Below are 15,572 nucleotides of genomic sequence, written 5' to 3' on the forward strand. Positions count from 1 at the left end.
TAAAAAAGACTCCCCTCAATTGGGAAGTCCTTGATGACCTTTATTAATAATAGCCGTCAAACATGAAGCCGCTGAAGATCGCGACACCAAACAGCACCAGCATGAGAATCGTAATTCCTACACCTACCGCAAACATAATAAAGGTGATCAGCAGGTAAAGACCGTAATTGTGGAACAGATCACTTAATGCGCGGGTGTCCCCGCCATCGCGGATCTGCGCCGCGGCCGTGCCTGTTTTGTAGATGAGGTACCCCAGAAATAGCGTGATTGCACCCGGAATGGCCCCGACAATAAAGTTAAACAGGCCGAGCACTCCGGTGATCCCGCCGGTGATCATCATGGCGATGCCTGTCACCTTGCCCCATAGTGCAATGCGCTGAAGGCCCTTTTGCGCCACCGCTTCTTCAAACGATTGTGCTTGCATTTCCATTCTCTCCTTCTCCTTTACTCTTCTTCCATTCTGACCGAACGGACTGCGCGTGTCACCAGATATTTGCAAAACCTCCGAAGATTCGACTACCCTTTAGGAAAAGGGGGGATTGCCTTGGACATGATGGAAGCCATCCGCTTGATCCGGGAGCGTGAGCGCTCACCGGTAGAGCTGGTCAAAGACATGCTTGAGACCATCCGGAAAAAGAACGGTGAACTGAATGCCTATATCACGGTATGCGAGGAAGAGGCTGTCCGAGAAGCGGAGCAGCTCACCCGTGAATGGGAGTCGGGCATTCTGCGCGGCCCGCTCCACAGTATTCCGGTGGCAGTGAAAGATCTGGTCTTCACAGAGGGAATCCGGACGACGATGGGTTCTGTGATCCATCAGGATTTCATTCCTGCTGAAGACGCGACAATCATCGAGAAGCTGAAGGACTCGGGTGCCATCATCATCGGAAAGACAAATACGCATGAGTTCGCCTATGGGCCGACGGGAGACGTCTCCCACTACGGCCCCGTACGCAACCCGTATGACCCATCCAGGATCTCGGGCGGGTCCAGCAGCGGATCGGCCGCGGCGGTTGCTTCGGGCATGGCGTTTGCAGGCATCGGGACGGACACAGGCGGATCGGTCCGTATCCCTGCAAGTGCCTGCAACCTGGTCGGCATGAAGCCGACATTCGGACGAATCAGCAAAAACAACATCTTCCCGCTCGCTTATACGCTGGACCATCCGGGACCGATTACGGCAGGTGTGGAAGAAAACGCAATCCTGCTCAACATTCTGGCCGGCCCGGATCCGGCTGACCGTTATTCCCTCCTGGAGTCTCCGCCCGACTTCACGTCGGAGCTCGGGGACGGCGTGGAGGGAAAGGTCATCGGTCTCCCCAGCCATTATTTCCGGCTGCTTGACCCGGAGGTCCGGGCAGCAGCGAAACGGTCTGTCCGCAAATTTGAATCGCTCGGCGCAAAAGTGGTGGAGGTCGACATCCCGGTCATGCCGAAAATCAATGAAGCACAGATTGTGACCATCCAGTGCGAAGCGGCTGCCATTCACAGGGAGACTATGGAGAGCCGGCCAGGCGACTATGCACCGGAAGTGCTCGCACGGCTGGAAGCAAGCGTCAAACGGGCCGGATGGGAATATGTCCGTGCCCAGCAGGAACGCCCCGGCCTGATTGAAGCGTTCAATGATGTATTCTCAAAGGTCGATGTCCTGCTTACGCCGACGCTCCCGATTCTCCCGACTCCCATCGGAGAGCGGAAAACCGTTGTCGATGGCAAAGAGATCGACGTCATTCCTGCCCTCCTCAGCCTCACGTCGCCGACCAACTTCACCGGCAATCCGAGCCTGAGCGTGCCCGCCGGATTCTCGCAAGGAGGGCTTCCGATCGGCATCCAGCTGATCGGAAATCACGGGGATGAAGCGAAGCTGTATCGTTTCGGCTATGCGTTCGAGCAGGCTCACCGATAAATTGGCGCTCACAATTCATCCGATAACCCGAAAAGGCCTTTCCGGATCCACCCGGAAAGGCCCTTTCTTTTTTTCAGTCCCGTTCATCCAGAAAATCAGGACGCACGCCTCTCGCGTTTTCAATCTCCCGTTCATGGTTCTCAATTTTTGCCGAGACGAGTCCAAGGGCACCGCCAAAGATGGCTCCTGCCAAAACTTCAAGCGGCTGGTGGCCGAGGAGTTCCTTCAGATCTTTTTCCCGTTCCTCGTATTCAAGACTCGGGAATTCACCCGACAGCTTGACAAAATTGTCTTCAAGATCATTCACGAGCTTGGCGATCTCGCCGGTATGCCGCCGGATTCCCTGAGCGTCATACATGACGATCGTGGCAAGGACCACCGCTACTGCTGTTTCGGTATGGCGGGCGCCACGGTTTGAAGCCACATAGGTCGCCAGCGCAGAAACGCCTGCGGAGTGCGAGCTCGGCATGCCGCCTGTTGTGAAGAGCGGCCGCCAGTCCCATTTGCCCGTCACCGCCTTGTGGGTCACCAGCTTAAGTGCCTGCGCGATGCCGATGGCACCGAATGCCGTCACGATTCCCCTATTCATTTTCCTCATCTGTTTCACGGCTGCCGTGTCCGCTATCTGCGGCATCCGCTTTTCTGCTGTTGGCCGTGTGGCCCGGACCGGCATGGCCGGGTTCATCGGTAGTACGGAATGTCTCTCCATGAATCGCCCTCCTATGTATCATCGTCTTTATCCATACCCATCGGTGATTCGATTCATGTATCGAAAGAGGGAACAAAAACTGAAAATAAGAAGGCTTGCCTCCAAATCGGCAAGCCTCCCAAAGAGTTGTCCTTATTCGTTTACACTTCCGTCGCTATAAGACAGCACAGCTGCCGCCATCGACTTTGCGCTGATGATCAGGCTTTTCTCATCAATGTTGAACTTTGGATGGTGATGCGGATAGGCTTCCCCGGTCTCCGGCGCCGCTCCGACATAGAAAAAGCATCCCGGTACTTTTTCCAGATAATAAGCGAAATCTTCGGAAGGCGGTTGCGGAGGGGTTTCCAGAACCGCGTCTACTTCCGGAATCTGTGCCTGATCTATTGACTGCCTGACCTGTTCAGTGACCTCGGGATCATTATAAAGAACAGGGTAATCGTTCTTGTATTCCAGGTCGCAGGTGACATGGAATGACCGCTCCAGTCCTTCCGTAAACGCCCGGACTTCCCCTTCGACGATCTCTCGGGTTTCAGCAGACATCGCCCGGACATCCCCTTCTATCGTCACCGCATCTTTGATGACATTGAACGTCCCTTTCCCATCAAAGTTTCCGATGGTAACTGTTGCAGCATCAAACGGATTAATCCGCCGGCTCACAATCGTCTGCAAGTTCATGACGAATGAGCTTGCCGCAACGATTGCATCATTTGCGAGATGCGGCGAAGATCCATGTCCGCCTTTGCCCTGGACAATCAGCTTAAAGTAAGAACGACCGGTTTGCGTGTTCCCGCTCCGGTAAAACACCTTGCCGGTTTCCATATTCGTCATGACATGGATCCCAAGGATGGCTTCCACCCCGTCAAGGACACCCGCATTGATCATGCCGATCGCGCCTCCGGGCGGCATTTCCTCTGCCGGCTGGTGAATCACACGGATCGTGCCCTGAAGCTGGTCCTTGAACTCAGCCAGCGTCTCGGCCAGCACCAGCATGTAAGCGGTATGCCCGTCATGTCCACAGGCATGCATGACTCCCTCATTTTTCGAAGCAAACGGAAGTCCCGTTTCCTCTTTGATCGGCAACGCATCAAAATCCGCGCGAATGGCAATGGTCTTTCCAGGCTTCGCGCCCTTGATGGTCACCACGACGCCCCGCTGGCCTCCAAAGTTGGTCTCCACGTTATCCACGGGCACTTCGGCATAAAAATCACTGATATACTTGGCTGTTTCCTCTTCATGGAACGACAATTCCGGATGTTCATGAAGATAGCGTCGGATCTCGATGATCCGGTCCTTTTTTTCATCCAGTTTATTCATCACTTCATTCAAAAGCATTTGATCGCCTCCGTGCTGTAACTGTCTTCGCTTTAAGTCCCCGGGCGCTGTAATTACCCTGTCTTCTATCTTCCCCATAATTGTCAGAAAAAAACGTTGAGCAAGCGCCTGGCACACCTCTGAGGAGGAAATAGAGGATGTTAAGCGGAATTTGTAGTTAGAATTATTTTTTCATACGTTTTCGAGGGGTGAATCGGTGAAAAGGCTTATTATCACATCTCTTTTATTATTTTCTTTTATAGTGAACGGTTGCAGCAATATGAACACAAGTTTATCCGGGGACGGCCCTCCTGATGTATCCTTGGATATTCATGACGAAATGTATGGAACTATTCTTGGTTCATACTGTTGGAGTTCTGTCAGGGTGGCAGAGTGTGTTGACACAGTCGGACCAGTAGAATTAATGGAAGACAAAGAGCCTATTAAAGTACAGGCCGGGGAGCAAATTTTATTGGTCATGGACTTTGAACCTAAACCAAATGAAATTCACTTGTCGAGGATAGAGAACAGTAATGAAACTGAGGTGAAAATAAGAAACCAGACGTTCACGGCTCCAATAGATAAAGGCATTTATTATTACGTTTACAGTGTGAAATGGCTGGATGAGAAAGAAGAAAATTTATCACATGGCGATGCTTTTTATGCCTTCGCTTTCGAGGTTCAATAACTTTCATTGCCCTGTCGGACCGTTTAATAATACAAATCCCAAAGCGCGTCTTGAGATGATTTATTATAAAAGAAAGCACCCAAAATGGGTGCAGAAAACGATGTGAATGTCATGCTAAGACCTCTGCATGGTGCAGTGCCAGTTCGCCTGTTTGCACGATTCAACTCGACTCAGCGGGTCAACCTAATGCGCGGGCCTCTTCAGCTTTTCCTAACTTCTATTTCCGGATTCACTTCCTGAAGCGCCAAGATCAGTTGGTCCCGGTCTTCCGGGCCGACAGACACCACTCCGTGTGTACCAAACTGGATTTCCAGCTTCCGCATGGTAAGCGAGGGTGAAGAGAACGGGTTCGATGTCTTGCGGACCGAAGTGATCCGATCGATGGGAATCGACTTGTAATAAGGGCCGGACGTGATGAAAAAGCGGCCGTCTTTGATTTCGTAGTATGTCCGGAACCAGATTGAAAGCAGCAAAAGAACGATGCCCGAAACGATGATCGCACCGACCGGATCTCCTCCCGCAACCATCCGGACAACGCTCCAGATCATGAGGGCGATGCTTCCCCAGATCACACTTCCGAGCCACAGGTCCCGTCCGGCACGGAATTTCAAAGACCCTCCACCAGCCCCGGGAGTTCTGCGAGTGAACCGATCCGGAAGTCCGGGGCATCCGTCTGCCCGAATCCGTAGGCTGCCCAGATGAACGGAACGCCTGCGCCCCGCGCCGCGTCCTCATCACCTTTCGTGTCACCAACATAAATCGCGTTTTTCAAGTTGTTCCGTTCGATGACAAGCTTAATATTGCCGCTTTTCGGCAGACCCGTGCGACCGGGATTCTCGTAATCCTTGAAATACTTGCCGAGCCCATGAGCTTCGAAAAATGCCTCAATGTAGCCGTCCTGGCAGTTGCTGACGATATACAGCGGATAGGTTTGGGTCAACTGCTCCAGCACTTCTTCCAGTCCTGGGTACAGCGTGCCGCCTTTTTCCGCGACATAGTCGTTCTCATATACACAGCACTCGTCCATCAGCTCTTTGCGCTCATCCGCGTCCAGTTCCGGGAACAGCCGGTCGCCGATTTCAGGCAACTGCAGTCCCATCAGCCCCGTCAGATCATCCGCTGTCACCTCGCGCGCTGCGTCATGCCGGTCCTGCACAACTTTCGTCCAAGATTCCGCAACCTCTTTGCGTGAATCCCACAGCGTTCCGTCCAAATCGAAAATAATTCCATCCACTGCCATTTCGCTCACTCCTCAGAAATTGCCTTGATTTCTCTCCACTTCCCGTACCGGTAATAAAGAAACGCAAACCCACTGCTGATGATAAAGCCCGTCCCCATGCCAAGCGCGATTCCCTCGCGGCCCAGCCATCCGGAAAACAGCCAGACGAGCGGATATCTGAGCACCCAGAACGAAATGATGTTCAGGACGAGCACCTGGAACATCGCTCCTGCCGCACGCACAGCCCCGTTCAGGATAAAGTTGATGCCGAGGAACGGATAAAAGAACGCGATCGTCTTCAGATAGTTCGTGCCGAATTCAACCGCCTCAGGCTCTTTGATAAACAGTTTGACTGCCGGTTCCGCAAGCAAGAACAAAAGTGCCGCCATAAAAAGCATCGCGCCCAGATTAAAGAAGAAGCCATATTTCGTTATGCGCCCGACCCGCTCCCATTTGGCTGCGCCGATATTCTGGCCCGCCATCGAGTTGACGGCTGTCCCGAGCGCCTGCGCCGGCAGCATAATGAGACTGTCGAGCCGCCATGCAGCGCCGTATCCGGCGACGACCGCCGGGCCGAACGACGCGACGACGCTCATGATTGCCATGACACCGGCCGAAATGACACTCATCTGGAGCCCCGCAGGAATGCCGAGCTTCAGGATATCTTTGACTTCCCGGGACTTTGGAACCGTCGGCTTCGTGAAGGGCACGAGCTGCTTCCTGAGAATGTAGATGAGGCCTCCCAGGAACGACAGCCCCTGCGAGAGCACCGTCGCATACGCCGCACCCTCAATCCCCCAGCCGAATAATGAAATAAATACGGGATCGAGAACGGCATTCAGAGCAACCGCTGTTGCAACAAAATACAGCGGCGTCCTGGAGTCCCCGACCGACCGCATGACGGTCGTGATGAAATTGTAACCAAACAAAAACAGCATCCCTGTAAAGTTGATCTGCAGGTACGCCGTCGCCATCGGCAGCATCACTTCCGGAGTGCCGAGCAGCCGGAGCACCGGTTCGGCGATGAAGATTCCCACGATGCCAAGTACGACCGACATGATCGACATCAGCACGACGAACGCATTCAAATAGCGCTTCAGCCCATCCTCGCTCTTGCGGCCCTTTTGCTGGGACAGAATCGTGAGCGCCGCGTTGTTCAGCCCGAGCACGAACGACAGCACCGTGAACAGCACTGTCGACGAAATCGACACTGCGCCGAGCGCGTCCGCCCCGATCAGGTTCCCCACCCACAGCGAATCGATCAGCTGATACGACACCTGAAGCAGGTTCGCCAACAGGAGTGGCCAGGCAAAGGAAAACATCTGCCGGGCAAGCGGCCCCTGTGTAAAGTCCTGTTGAGTCGCCATCCCGCTGCCCCCTTTTAAGACATATTGATGCTATCCATTATAGCGGAATTGGCCGGGTGGGGCTCAGCGGCCTGCCCGTAAGTATATGAAGGAGTTTTGAAAATACACGAAATGGCCCCCAAAATACACTTTCCCTCATCGCCGGCCCTCCCTGCCGGAATCGGTTCCGCTTTTCTTCAACAAACGGAAAAGGGTTTCGATCACGAGCAGCATCACTGCCAGGCCGGCTGCGATCTGAAACGCGGTTCCCTCTTGCGCACCAATGATTAAGCCAATGACGTAAAAAGCGACCACACGCGTGAACAGCAGCACCAGCTTGCCCGTCACAGACTTGCCCATTACGGATTTCAGGAAAAGCTCGACCAGGCTGTCGATGCTGAACAGGTAGACGAGAACGGCGATAACGAAAATCCCGACTTTTCCGGGGCTCATCTCCAGATCAAACAGCCAGCCGACCACCTGCACCGACCCGGCCAAAGCAAACAAGATCCCGCCCATCATCGCCGCAACCGGCAAGGCAAGCAGCACCGATGTGATGGCGATGATGCCCGTGCCTTTCCCCTGCGGATCCTGCCGCTCACTTCTCCGGATAAATGCGAAGATGGAAAGGGTTGCGATGATCCAGATTCCGAGTGTCGCGAAGATGATGCTCATGTGCTCACGTCCAATCCTGTTGTAGGTCTTTAATGAATTGTACGGCTGCGGGTTGGCGGAGGTTTCAAACGGGAGTCGCTCGACTTTTTGTATGCGAACTTCTTGGGTTCGCCCGTAAACCCCGGGGACTCCATCCCGCACTCAGCCACCCACTAAAAAAACCCGCCGCATCAAACGGCAGGCTCATTCATTCCATTATTCAAACTTACTCGGTTCCATCGCCGTCAGCCGGTTCGTCAGTTCGATGAATGTCGCGATTCCGTACAGGAATGCGTCTTCGTCGACGTCGAAGCGGTTGTTGTGGTTGGCGTAGGCGGTGCGGTCGTCTTCCCCATGGGTCCCCAGCCGGAAGAAGACGGACGGGACCTGTTCCGAGAAGAAGGAGAAATCTTCCCCGCCCATTGCCGGGATGACTTTCTTCAGCGCATCCGGGCCAAATAGTGAGTTTACAGTTTCCTCGAACACTTGAGCCGGAACATCCGCGATCTTCACTGATGGGACACCGTAATGGTAGGTGAGATTGCAGGTGCCGCCGAGCCCTCCGGCCACTCCTTCCGCAATGGCTCGCATGCGCTCCTCCATCCGGTTGCGCGTTTCCGGCAACACTGTGCGGACGGTCCCTTCCACACGGACCGTGTCCGGGATGATGTTGTTTTTCGTGCCGCCCTCGATCTTGCCGAAGCTGAGCACGACGGAGTCAAGCGGGTCGGTCTGCCGGCTGACGATCTGCTGCATCGTGACGAGTGTCTGCGCGGCGATCATGATCGGGTCGACCGTCTGATGCGGGTAGGCTGCGTGTCCGCCTTCCCCCTTAAACTCCAATTCAAAGAAGTCTCCTGCGGCCGTAGCAAATCCTGTCGTGGAAAGCGAAAACTCGCCTGTCCGGACGCTCGGGTGCACGTGGAGCCCCGCCATGACGTCCACTTTCGGATTGTCCAGCGCCCCGTCGCGGATCATCGCTTCCGCGCCTTTCCCGATTTCCTCGGCAGGCTGGAAGACAAGTTTGAGTGTGCCCCGCTGGAGTCCGTTTTCGGAAAATGCCCGGGCGACCCCCAAAAGAATCGCCGTATGTGCATCATGCCCGCATGTATGCGCCTTGCCGTCCCTTGTGCTCCGGTAAATCTGATCGATTTCATCCTGCATCGGCAGGGCGTCCATGTCCGCACGGAGTCCGACGACCGGTCCCGGTGCCGCACCTTCCAGGATACCGATCACACCGGTTCCGCCGACGTCTTCGCGGACATCATAGCCCCAGCTCCGGAGCTTGTCCGCGACCAGCCTGGCTGTTTCCGTTTCCTCGAATGAAAGTTCCGGGTTTATATGAAGATGCCGGCGGGTCGCCACCGTTTCTTCAAACACACTCCGGACCGTCGCATACAGCTCGGGCCGGCTTTCATTCAGCGCTTCAAAACGTCCGATTCCATCCAATGTCTGCACCATATTGATCTCTCCTGTCATCAAATCACACCCAGTTGTTCACTTTTCAGATCCGTCACGAACATATGACCCGGCGCATGGGTAATCATGAGCGAAGGCTTTGTATGCATTGCAACGGACTGCGGGGTGACGCCGCACGCCCAAAATACAGGCGTTTCCCCTTCTCGGACCGGGACCGCGTCACCAAAGTCCGGGCTGGCAAGATTACGGATTCCGATTTCCTCCGGATTTCCGATATGGACCGGCGCCCCGTGGACCGACGGGAAGCGGCTCGTCACCTGGACGGCCCGGACCACATCGCCTGCACCCATCGGCCGCATCGACACGACCATAGGGCCCGAAAACTTCCCTGCAGGAATCGTATCAAACGAGGTCCGATACATCGGTACATTGACGCCCTCTTCATGGTGCCGCATCGGGATGCCGTTGCGGATCAGAGCTTCCTCGAACGTGAAGCTGCAGCCGATCAGGAAAGCGACCATGTCCTCCGTCCAATACTCGTTCAGGTCGGTCGGCTCATCTGTCAGTTCCCCGTTCCGGTACACCCGGTATTTCGGCAAGTCCGTCCGCAGATCGGCAGTCGGCGCCGACGCCCTCGGCACAGGTGAACCGAGGTCGGTCACGTCGATCAGCGGGCACGACTTCGGATTGCGCTGGCAGAACAATAGAAACTCGAATGCATCCTCCTTCGGCAAAATCGCCAGGTTCGCCTGAACAAATCCATCGCACACCCCTGCGGTCGGCCCTGTGAAGACCCCGTTCCGCACCTGTTCCCGAAACTGTTCCGGTGTCAGATTCCTCATTGTCTCACCCTCTTACGTTTGGATTTGTCTATCAGGAGATAAAATCCCGTCACGAATAATGCCGAAATGCCGAGGCGTACCCACATGGCCATCTCAACTGTGTTGCCGCCAGGCACATAGGCTGCCGTCAACAGCAAGCCCTGGATCCATTCGGCTGCAAGAAGCGCGGCGGCCATTCCAAAAAATATGATGAATAATCGCTTCAATGTCATTCCTCCTTGAGTCCCGGCTTGTCCAATTCCCTCTCAAACATGACCATATCTAGCGCCTGGATCCCGTTTTCCCAGATCGGTTCCGGATAGGATAAAAAGAAATCCTTTCGGATCCCACACATGCGAAACCCGCATTTCTGGTAGAAGGCAAAGTTCCCGATGCTTGAGTTGGCCGTGCCCACAATCATCCTTCTGAAACCCATCTCCGTATACCGGGAAATGCCGACTTCGATCAGGGCACGACCGGTTCCTATTCCTCGGGCCTTTTCATACAGTGCGATGTTCTTCAGCTCCACCGTTACACCGTCTATGGGTACATAAAGCGCCGCTCCCTGAATCTCGTTCCCTGACTTCGCCGCGAAGAGCCGGCCGTCATGAAGATACTTCCGGACAGCCGCCTCCCCTTCATCCGCCAGCATCAGCAGTGGCAGATAGGCTTCACGCGGACCGGTGACCTCCTCAACCCTCATGGGCGGCCATCTTCACCATCCGCTGTTCCGCAAATTGCTTCAGCAGATGGACAGCAGTGATGCAGTCGCCCAGATCGGACCATTCCGCCGGGTTGTGGCTGATGCCTTCGATGCTTTTCACAAAGATCATCGCCATCGGGACATGCCCTCCGAGGATCATGGCGTCATGCCCCGCACCGCTCATCAGTTCCATCGGCCGGATGCCCGCTTCCTCGAACACCTGACCCAGCTCTTCCCGCACTTCATCCGGCACCGGGACGGGGTCGATCGAGGAAGCCAGATCCAAGCTGACCTCGACTCCCCCTTCAACTGCGCATCGCTTTGCAGTCTCACGAACCTTTTCGACCAGGCCATCGCGCGCTGTCTTGTCGAGGTCACGGATATCGACGGTGAGCGCAACCTCCTCCGGAATGACATTGGCGCCGTTCGGAGAGACGTTCAGCTTGCCGACTGTAGCCACGGCAGTGTCGCTGAACTGGGCGGGAAGCGAACTCACTTCATGCAAAAAGCGGCCCGCCGCAACGAGCGGATCCCTTCGCCCGATCATCGGCGTGTTGCCGGCGTGTCCCGCGGTGCCGCGGAAGACCACATTCAGCCAGGCAGGGCCTGCGATGCCCTTGACGATACCTGCCGGAAGGCCCGCCTGCTCAAGCAGTTTCCCCTGCTCGATATGGATTTCCGCATAGAAGCCAATTTCCTTTAGGTCTCTTGCCGCTCCCAGGAATTCATCCACAGTTGTGCCGTAGGCGCTGATGACCTCTTCAAATGAGTTACCTTCGGAATCCGAAAGCACCGACAGCGCCTCATGACCCATGTCGCCCGTCATCGCCTGGCTGCCCATGATGCCAGCGCCGAATCGCGATCCTTCCTCTTCCGAAAAAATGATCACTTCCACCGGCACCGGCGGCTCGTAACCCGTCTCTTTCCATGCCTCGACCACTTCAAGCGCCGACAGCACGCCGAGCGGACCGTCGAAGTTGCCGCCGTTCGGTACGGAGTCGACGTGTGAGCCTGCGGCGAACGCAGGCCCGTCCGACTTTCCATCAAGCCGTCCGATCACGTTCCCTGCTCCGTCCATCCTGACATCCAGTCCCGCTTCGCGCATCCATTCCATGACCTGTTCCTTTGCCCGCTTTTCTTCCGCCGAGAAGCCCGGTCGGTTGACGCCGCCGTCCTCTGTCTCGCCGATCAAAGCAAGCGTTGCCAGCCTTTCGGCGAGCCGCTTTCCGCTTACGCCGTCCCGGTCCGCCGTCCCGTCATATCCGGCGAGCAGCCGGTCCCTCACCGATTCTCTCATCTTATAAAATCCCCTTTCTCTCTGTCCGAAAAGACGGATTAACTAGAATCTTACGTCATCCGCCCGCTTCTTCTATGATAAACTCTTCAATATATGAAAGAAAGGGGAGGGCATCATGAGCGACATCCGGACTGCGACGCTGATCGGCCTCGGAGCCATCGGAGCAGCGTACGCCGAGCGCCTGCAGGCACATCTGAAAGAGAGGTTCCATGTTCTGGCCGATGAAGGCCGCATCACACGTTACACGGATCACGGCATCCGCATCAACGGACGCGAGACACGGTTCCGCTACAAGTCGCTGAACGGGGATGCAGACCAGGTTGACCTGATTTTGTTCGGCGTAAAAAACGACCAGTTGGATGAAGCGATTGACTGCGTCCGTCCGTTTGTCGGACCCGAGACGATCCTTCTCCCTCTCCTGAACGGCATCTCGAGCGAAGAAGACCTGAAAGCGGCATTCCCGGCCAATCCGGTCCTCTACGCCATGTGTGTCGGGATCGACGCGCAGCGCAAAGACCGAGACATCCGCTATTCCAGCCTCGGCCAGATCACATTCGGCACACGTGCCGGAGAGTATCCGGATGCGGAAGCCGCTGTCGAACGGCTCTTCCGCGACGCGGACGTCCCTTACGAAATCCCGGACGACATCTGGCGGGAGATGTGGTGGAAGTTCATGATTAACGTCGGTGTGAACCAGTCCTCCTCGGTGCTCCGTGCCCCGTACGGCATCTTCCAGACGATCCACAGCGCAAGAAGTTGGATGGAAGAAGTCATGCAGGAAGTCGTCCAAGTGTCCCAAGCAGCAGGCGTGGGACTGAACGACCGCGACATCGCCCGCTTCCGACCGGTTCTGAATAGCCTTTCGCCGGAAGGCAGAACAAGCATGCTGCAGGACATCGAAAACGGCCGAAAGACGGAAGTCGAATTCCTGGCCGGCAAGATGGTCGAGCTTGGTGAAAAATATGGCGTGCCGGTGCCGGAGAACGAGCATCTCCTGAAAGTCATCCGGATCCTGGAGAAGATGTGACATGACCAAACCGGTACAGCCACAATCCTCGGCCCCTCCAAAACACATCGTCTCCGCTGCCGCGATCCTCGTGAATGAGCGGAATGAGCTGCTCCTGATCCGCGGCCCGCGACGCGGATGGGAAATGCCCGGCGGCCAGGTCGAGGAAGGTGAATCCATACGTGACGCCGCCATCCGGGAAACCCTTGAAGAATCCGGCATCGAGATTGAGATCACCGGCTTCTGCGGCATCTACCAGAATGTCTCCCGCGACATCTGCAACACTCTCTTTACAGGAAAGCCTGTCGGCGGGACGCCCACTCCGTGCGAGGAAGCACTCGAAGTCGGCTTTTATCCGCTGCCGGATGCACTTGATATGGTCACCAATGGAAACTTCCGGGAACGGATCGAGAAGTGTCTGGATCCGGATGCGCAGCCGTTTTATGTGGAGTTTAATATCTGACAAACCAAAGACGCGCCCCTCACAGGAGCGCGTCTTTCCAATCATTCATTAACTGTAATTCCATTTCACCGTCACATTGTCGACTTTATCGGCTCCTGCCGGAAATTCAAAGAATACCTCATAATCGCCCTTGGAATACCAGAGATAATCAAATTCCATCCCTTCTGCGCCTGCCGATTCTTCTGCAGATCCCATAAAGTGACGGACTTCATCTACTGTCGGCTTTTCTTTGAAATGGTAGGTCACGGTTGTCACAGGTTTTTCTTCCTTTTCATCCTCTACATACGGAACGCCATAGTGGTAGTTCCCGTAGACATGCCGGATGCCGCCCTCAAAGTCATACTCATCTTCCGGCTTCCCTTCCTTCGCTTTCAAGTCGGACAGTGCGGAGCCAATCTGGACCGAGGCACCCGGCACCTTGCCCTGTTCCAATTCTGAATAGAAAGAGGCCGGCATGACTGATTTTTCTTCGTTCGATGCTTGTTCTGAGGCGGGTGATGCCGCAAGCTGTCCACCGAGCGTTATGGCGAGCATATTGTAGGCATCGTTAAACATTCCGTCTTTTTGTCCCAACATCATGACGGTTCCATTTGCCACGGCAAGATGATCTGACATCAACCTTTCCGAATGACCGGATGCGGAAGAAGGCGTGGCCAAACCGACGAGCATCCCTGCCGTTGCGGCTGATATTGCCAGCTTTCTGAGTTGCTTTTGTTTCATCATGCAAACCTCCTTTAAGTCATTACCGGGAAAGAAAATTCGGATATAATTTCACATCTTGAATAGTCTCTATCGAAATGAATTGAAGGAGCTGAAAGTACCTTTGACTCCTTCGTTATTATGTGCATTCCTCTTTATATAGAAAATAAACTCACGGGATGGTTTGGTAAATCCCACTTTCACCCCTTTACTTTTCTCCGATCTTCATCTATAAATAGTCTTGGAATATTTACCAAGAAAGAAGGAAGCCACCCCATGGGTTTACGTTTTAGAAAACAGATGAAGGCAAAGTCCGCTCCTGCGGTCCTCCTCATCGGTCTCGTCCTCTTCCTCACCGGTTGTGCCGAAACAGTTGCCGATGAGCAAGTTGCAGAAGAAGAGACAAAGCAGGTCCAAACAGAAGAGCCGTCCGAAGCAGAGAAAGAAACAGATGAAATCACTCCGGAAAAACCTGCCGAGGAAAAGAAGGAAAATAAACCGCAAGAGCAGATGACAAAAAAGGAGATACAGCCAGTCAAGAAACCGACCGAAACCGGCGGCACGACTGCCCATATCCCGGTCGAGCTCGTCAAGACGATCGACGGCGATACAATTAAGGTCCGCTACAATGGTCAAGAAGAAAATGTGCGGTATCTCTTGATTGACACTCCGGAAACGAACCACCCCCGCCTCGGCAAGCAGCCGTTCGGCGATCAGGCGAAGGAGCGCAACCGCGAACTTGTGAACAGCGGTGAACTCTCGATTGAATTTGACATAGGTGACCGGACCGATAAATACGGCCGGCTGCTCGCTTACGTCTATGTAAACGACAAAAGCGTCCAGGAAACCCTGCTCCGGGAAGGCCTCGCCCGCGTAGGCTATGTCTATCCGCCGAGCACACGCCATCTGACGCCATTTGAAGCCGCCGAAGCGGAAGCCAAGGCGAAGAAAGTCGGCATTTGGTCGATCGAGGACTATGCGACCGACTCCGGATTTGATCCGGAAGCTTCCGGCCAGCAAAGTGCAGCTGCGAGTGCACCCGCTTCAACAAGCCAAGCTTCTTCCGGCGGAGGAGGGACATCCGGGGGCTCGAACTACGACGGTGACCCGAACGCACAAAGCGGCTCGACCACCGAATGGTTCAAAAACTGCACAGAGCTCCGTACGAAATACCCGGAAGGCGTCCCCGCCGGCCACCCGGCCTACCAGTCGAAGATGGACCGTGACAAAGACAACTATGCGTGTGAATAATGGAATGAGAAAGTCCCCTGCGGCTGTACGCCTGCAGGGGACTTTTTGTGAATGACGAAATCGAAACCGTGAATGACGAA

The 15,572-nt window shown here is 54.9% G+C and carries 18 protein-coding genes; 5 read left to right on the forward strand and 13 right to left on the reverse strand.

Translation table 11 applies throughout. The features are described from left to right. Positions 1-43: 43 nt before the first annotated feature. Positions 44-430 (reverse strand): DUF5362 family protein, encoded by a 387-nt coding sequence (locus DZC51_RS05640; RefSeq protein ID WP_157294404.1) that lies wholly within the window; start codon positions 428-430, stop codon positions 44-46. A 120-nt stretch (positions 431-550) separates the two neighbouring features. On the opposite strand from DZC51_RS05640, the gene DZC51_RS05645 reads away from it, so the two are divergent. After that, positions 551-1,906, forward strand: a complete 1,356-nt coding sequence (locus DZC51_RS05645) for an amidase (RefSeq protein ID WP_232524068.1) — start codon at positions 551-553, stop codon at positions 1,904-1,906. Positions 1,907-1,979: 73 nt separating this feature from the next. Here the strand turns inward: DZC51_RS05645 and DZC51_RS05650 are convergent, their stop codons facing one another. Together DZC51_RS05650 and DZC51_RS05655 are read right to left on the reverse strand one after the other, a co-directional pair. Next, positions 1,980-2,504, reverse strand: a complete 525-nt coding sequence (locus DZC51_RS05650) for a divergent PAP2 family protein (RefSeq protein ID WP_157294463.1) — start codon at positions 2,502-2,504, stop codon at positions 1,980-1,982. A 243-nt stretch (positions 2,505-2,747) separates the two neighbouring features. Further along, positions 2,748-3,947 (reverse strand): M20 family metallopeptidase, encoded by a 1,200-nt coding sequence (locus DZC51_RS05655; protein WP_157294406.1) that lies wholly within the window; start codon positions 3,945-3,947, stop codon positions 2,748-2,750. Between the two features lie 196 nt (positions 3,948-4,143). On the opposite strand from DZC51_RS05655, the gene DZC51_RS05660 reads away from it, so the two are divergent. Beyond that, positions 4,144-4,614, forward strand: a complete 471-nt coding sequence (locus DZC51_RS05660; protein WP_157294407.1) for a hypothetical protein — start codon at positions 4,144-4,146, stop codon at positions 4,612-4,614. Positions 4,615-4,814: 200 nt separating this feature from the next. Here the strand turns inward: DZC51_RS05660 and DZC51_RS05665 are convergent, their stop codons facing one another. The 9 genes from DZC51_RS05665 to DZC51_RS05705 all read right to left on the reverse strand — a co-directional run bounded on the left by DZC51_RS05665 (position 4,815) and on the right by DZC51_RS05705 (position 12,073). Continuing rightward, positions 4,815-5,225: a PH domain-containing protein gene (locus tag DZC51_RS05665; protein WP_157294408.1), complete on the reverse strand. Its 411-nt coding sequence runs from the start codon at positions 5,223-5,225 to the stop codon at positions 4,815-4,817. Beyond that, positions 5,222-5,854 carry an HAD family hydrolase gene (locus DZC51_RS05670; RefSeq protein ID WP_157294409.1) on the reverse strand — a complete coding sequence of 211 codons (633 nt, stop codon included), beginning with the start codon at positions 5,852-5,854 and terminating at the stop codon, positions 5,222-5,224. The genes DZC51_RS05665 and DZC51_RS05670 overlap by 4 nt, the downstream gene beginning before the upstream one ends. A 5-nt stretch (positions 5,855-5,859) precedes the next feature. After that, the gene (locus tag DZC51_RS05675; RefSeq protein WP_157294410.1) at positions 5,860-7,200 is read right to left on the reverse strand and encodes an MATE family efflux transporter; all 1,341 of its coding nucleotides are present in this window, start codon (positions 7,198-7,200) and stop codon (positions 5,860-5,862) included. A gap of 135 nt (positions 7,201-7,335) precedes the next feature. After that, positions 7,336-7,854 carry a flagellar type III secretion system protein FlhB gene (locus DZC51_RS05680; RefSeq protein ID WP_157294411.1) on the reverse strand — a complete coding sequence of 173 codons (519 nt, stop codon included), beginning with the start codon at positions 7,852-7,854 and terminating at the stop codon, positions 7,336-7,338. A gap of 195 nt (positions 7,855-8,049) precedes the next feature. Beyond that, positions 8,050-9,294 (reverse strand): M20 metallopeptidase family protein, encoded by a 1,245-nt coding sequence (locus DZC51_RS05685; protein ID WP_157294412.1) that lies wholly within the window; start codon positions 9,292-9,294, stop codon positions 8,050-8,052. Positions 9,295-9,311: 17 nt separating this feature from the next. Then, complete coding sequence (locus DZC51_RS05690) at positions 9,312-10,094, reverse strand: putative hydro-lyase (protein ID WP_157294413.1); 783 nt, start codon at positions 10,092-10,094, stop codon at positions 9,312-9,314. Then, the gene (locus DZC51_RS05695; RefSeq protein WP_157294414.1) at positions 10,091-10,300 is read right to left on the reverse strand and encodes a hypothetical protein; all 210 of its coding nucleotides are present in this window, start codon (positions 10,298-10,300) and stop codon (positions 10,091-10,093) included. The genes DZC51_RS05690 and DZC51_RS05695 overlap by 4 nt, the downstream gene beginning before the upstream one ends. Before the next feature lie 2 nt (positions 10,301-10,302). Next, the gene (locus DZC51_RS05700) at positions 10,303-10,776 is read right to left on the reverse strand and encodes a GNAT family N-acetyltransferase (RefSeq protein ID WP_157294415.1); all 474 of its coding nucleotides are present in this window, start codon (positions 10,774-10,776) and stop codon (positions 10,303-10,305) included. Next, positions 10,766-12,073: a Zn-dependent hydrolase gene (locus DZC51_RS05705; RefSeq protein WP_157294416.1), complete on the reverse strand. Its 1,308-nt coding sequence runs from the start codon at positions 12,071-12,073 to the stop codon at positions 10,766-10,768. Before DZC51_RS05705 ends, DZC51_RS05700 begins: the two co-directional genes overlap by 11 nt. A 115-nt stretch (positions 12,074-12,188) precedes the next feature. Here DZC51_RS05705 and DZC51_RS05710 point away from each other — a divergent pair, with 115 nt between their 5' ends. Next, on the forward strand, positions 12,189-13,100 hold the full coding sequence (locus DZC51_RS05710; protein WP_157294417.1) for a ketopantoate reductase family protein: 912 nt from the start codon (positions 12,189-12,191) through the stop codon (positions 13,098-13,100). 1 nt (position 13,101) lies between these two features. Then, the gene (locus DZC51_RS05715; protein WP_157294418.1) at positions 13,102-13,542 is read left to right on the forward strand and encodes an NUDIX hydrolase; all 441 of its coding nucleotides are present in this window, start codon (positions 13,102-13,104) and stop codon (positions 13,540-13,542) included. Positions 13,543-13,590: 48 nt separating this feature from the next. Here the strand turns inward: DZC51_RS05715 and DZC51_RS05720 are convergent, their stop codons facing one another. After that, positions 13,591-14,262, reverse strand: coding sequence for a DUF4309 domain-containing protein (locus DZC51_RS05720; protein ID WP_157294419.1), 672 nt, complete (start codon positions 14,260-14,262; stop codon positions 13,591-13,593). Positions 14,263-14,517: 255 nt separating this feature from the next. Here DZC51_RS05720 and DZC51_RS05725 point away from each other — a divergent pair, with 255 nt between their 5' ends. Beyond that, positions 14,518-15,492 carry a thermonuclease family protein gene (locus tag DZC51_RS05725; protein WP_157294420.1) on the forward strand — a complete coding sequence of 325 codons (975 nt, stop codon included), beginning with the start codon at positions 14,518-14,520 and terminating at the stop codon, positions 15,490-15,492. Positions 15,493-15,572: the final 80 nt, after the last annotated feature.

Source organism: Bhargavaea sp. CC-171006, assembly GCF_009761675.1.
Classification (GTDB): Bacteria; Bacillota; Bacilli; order Bacillales_A; family Planococcaceae; genus Bhargavaea; species Bhargavaea changchunensis.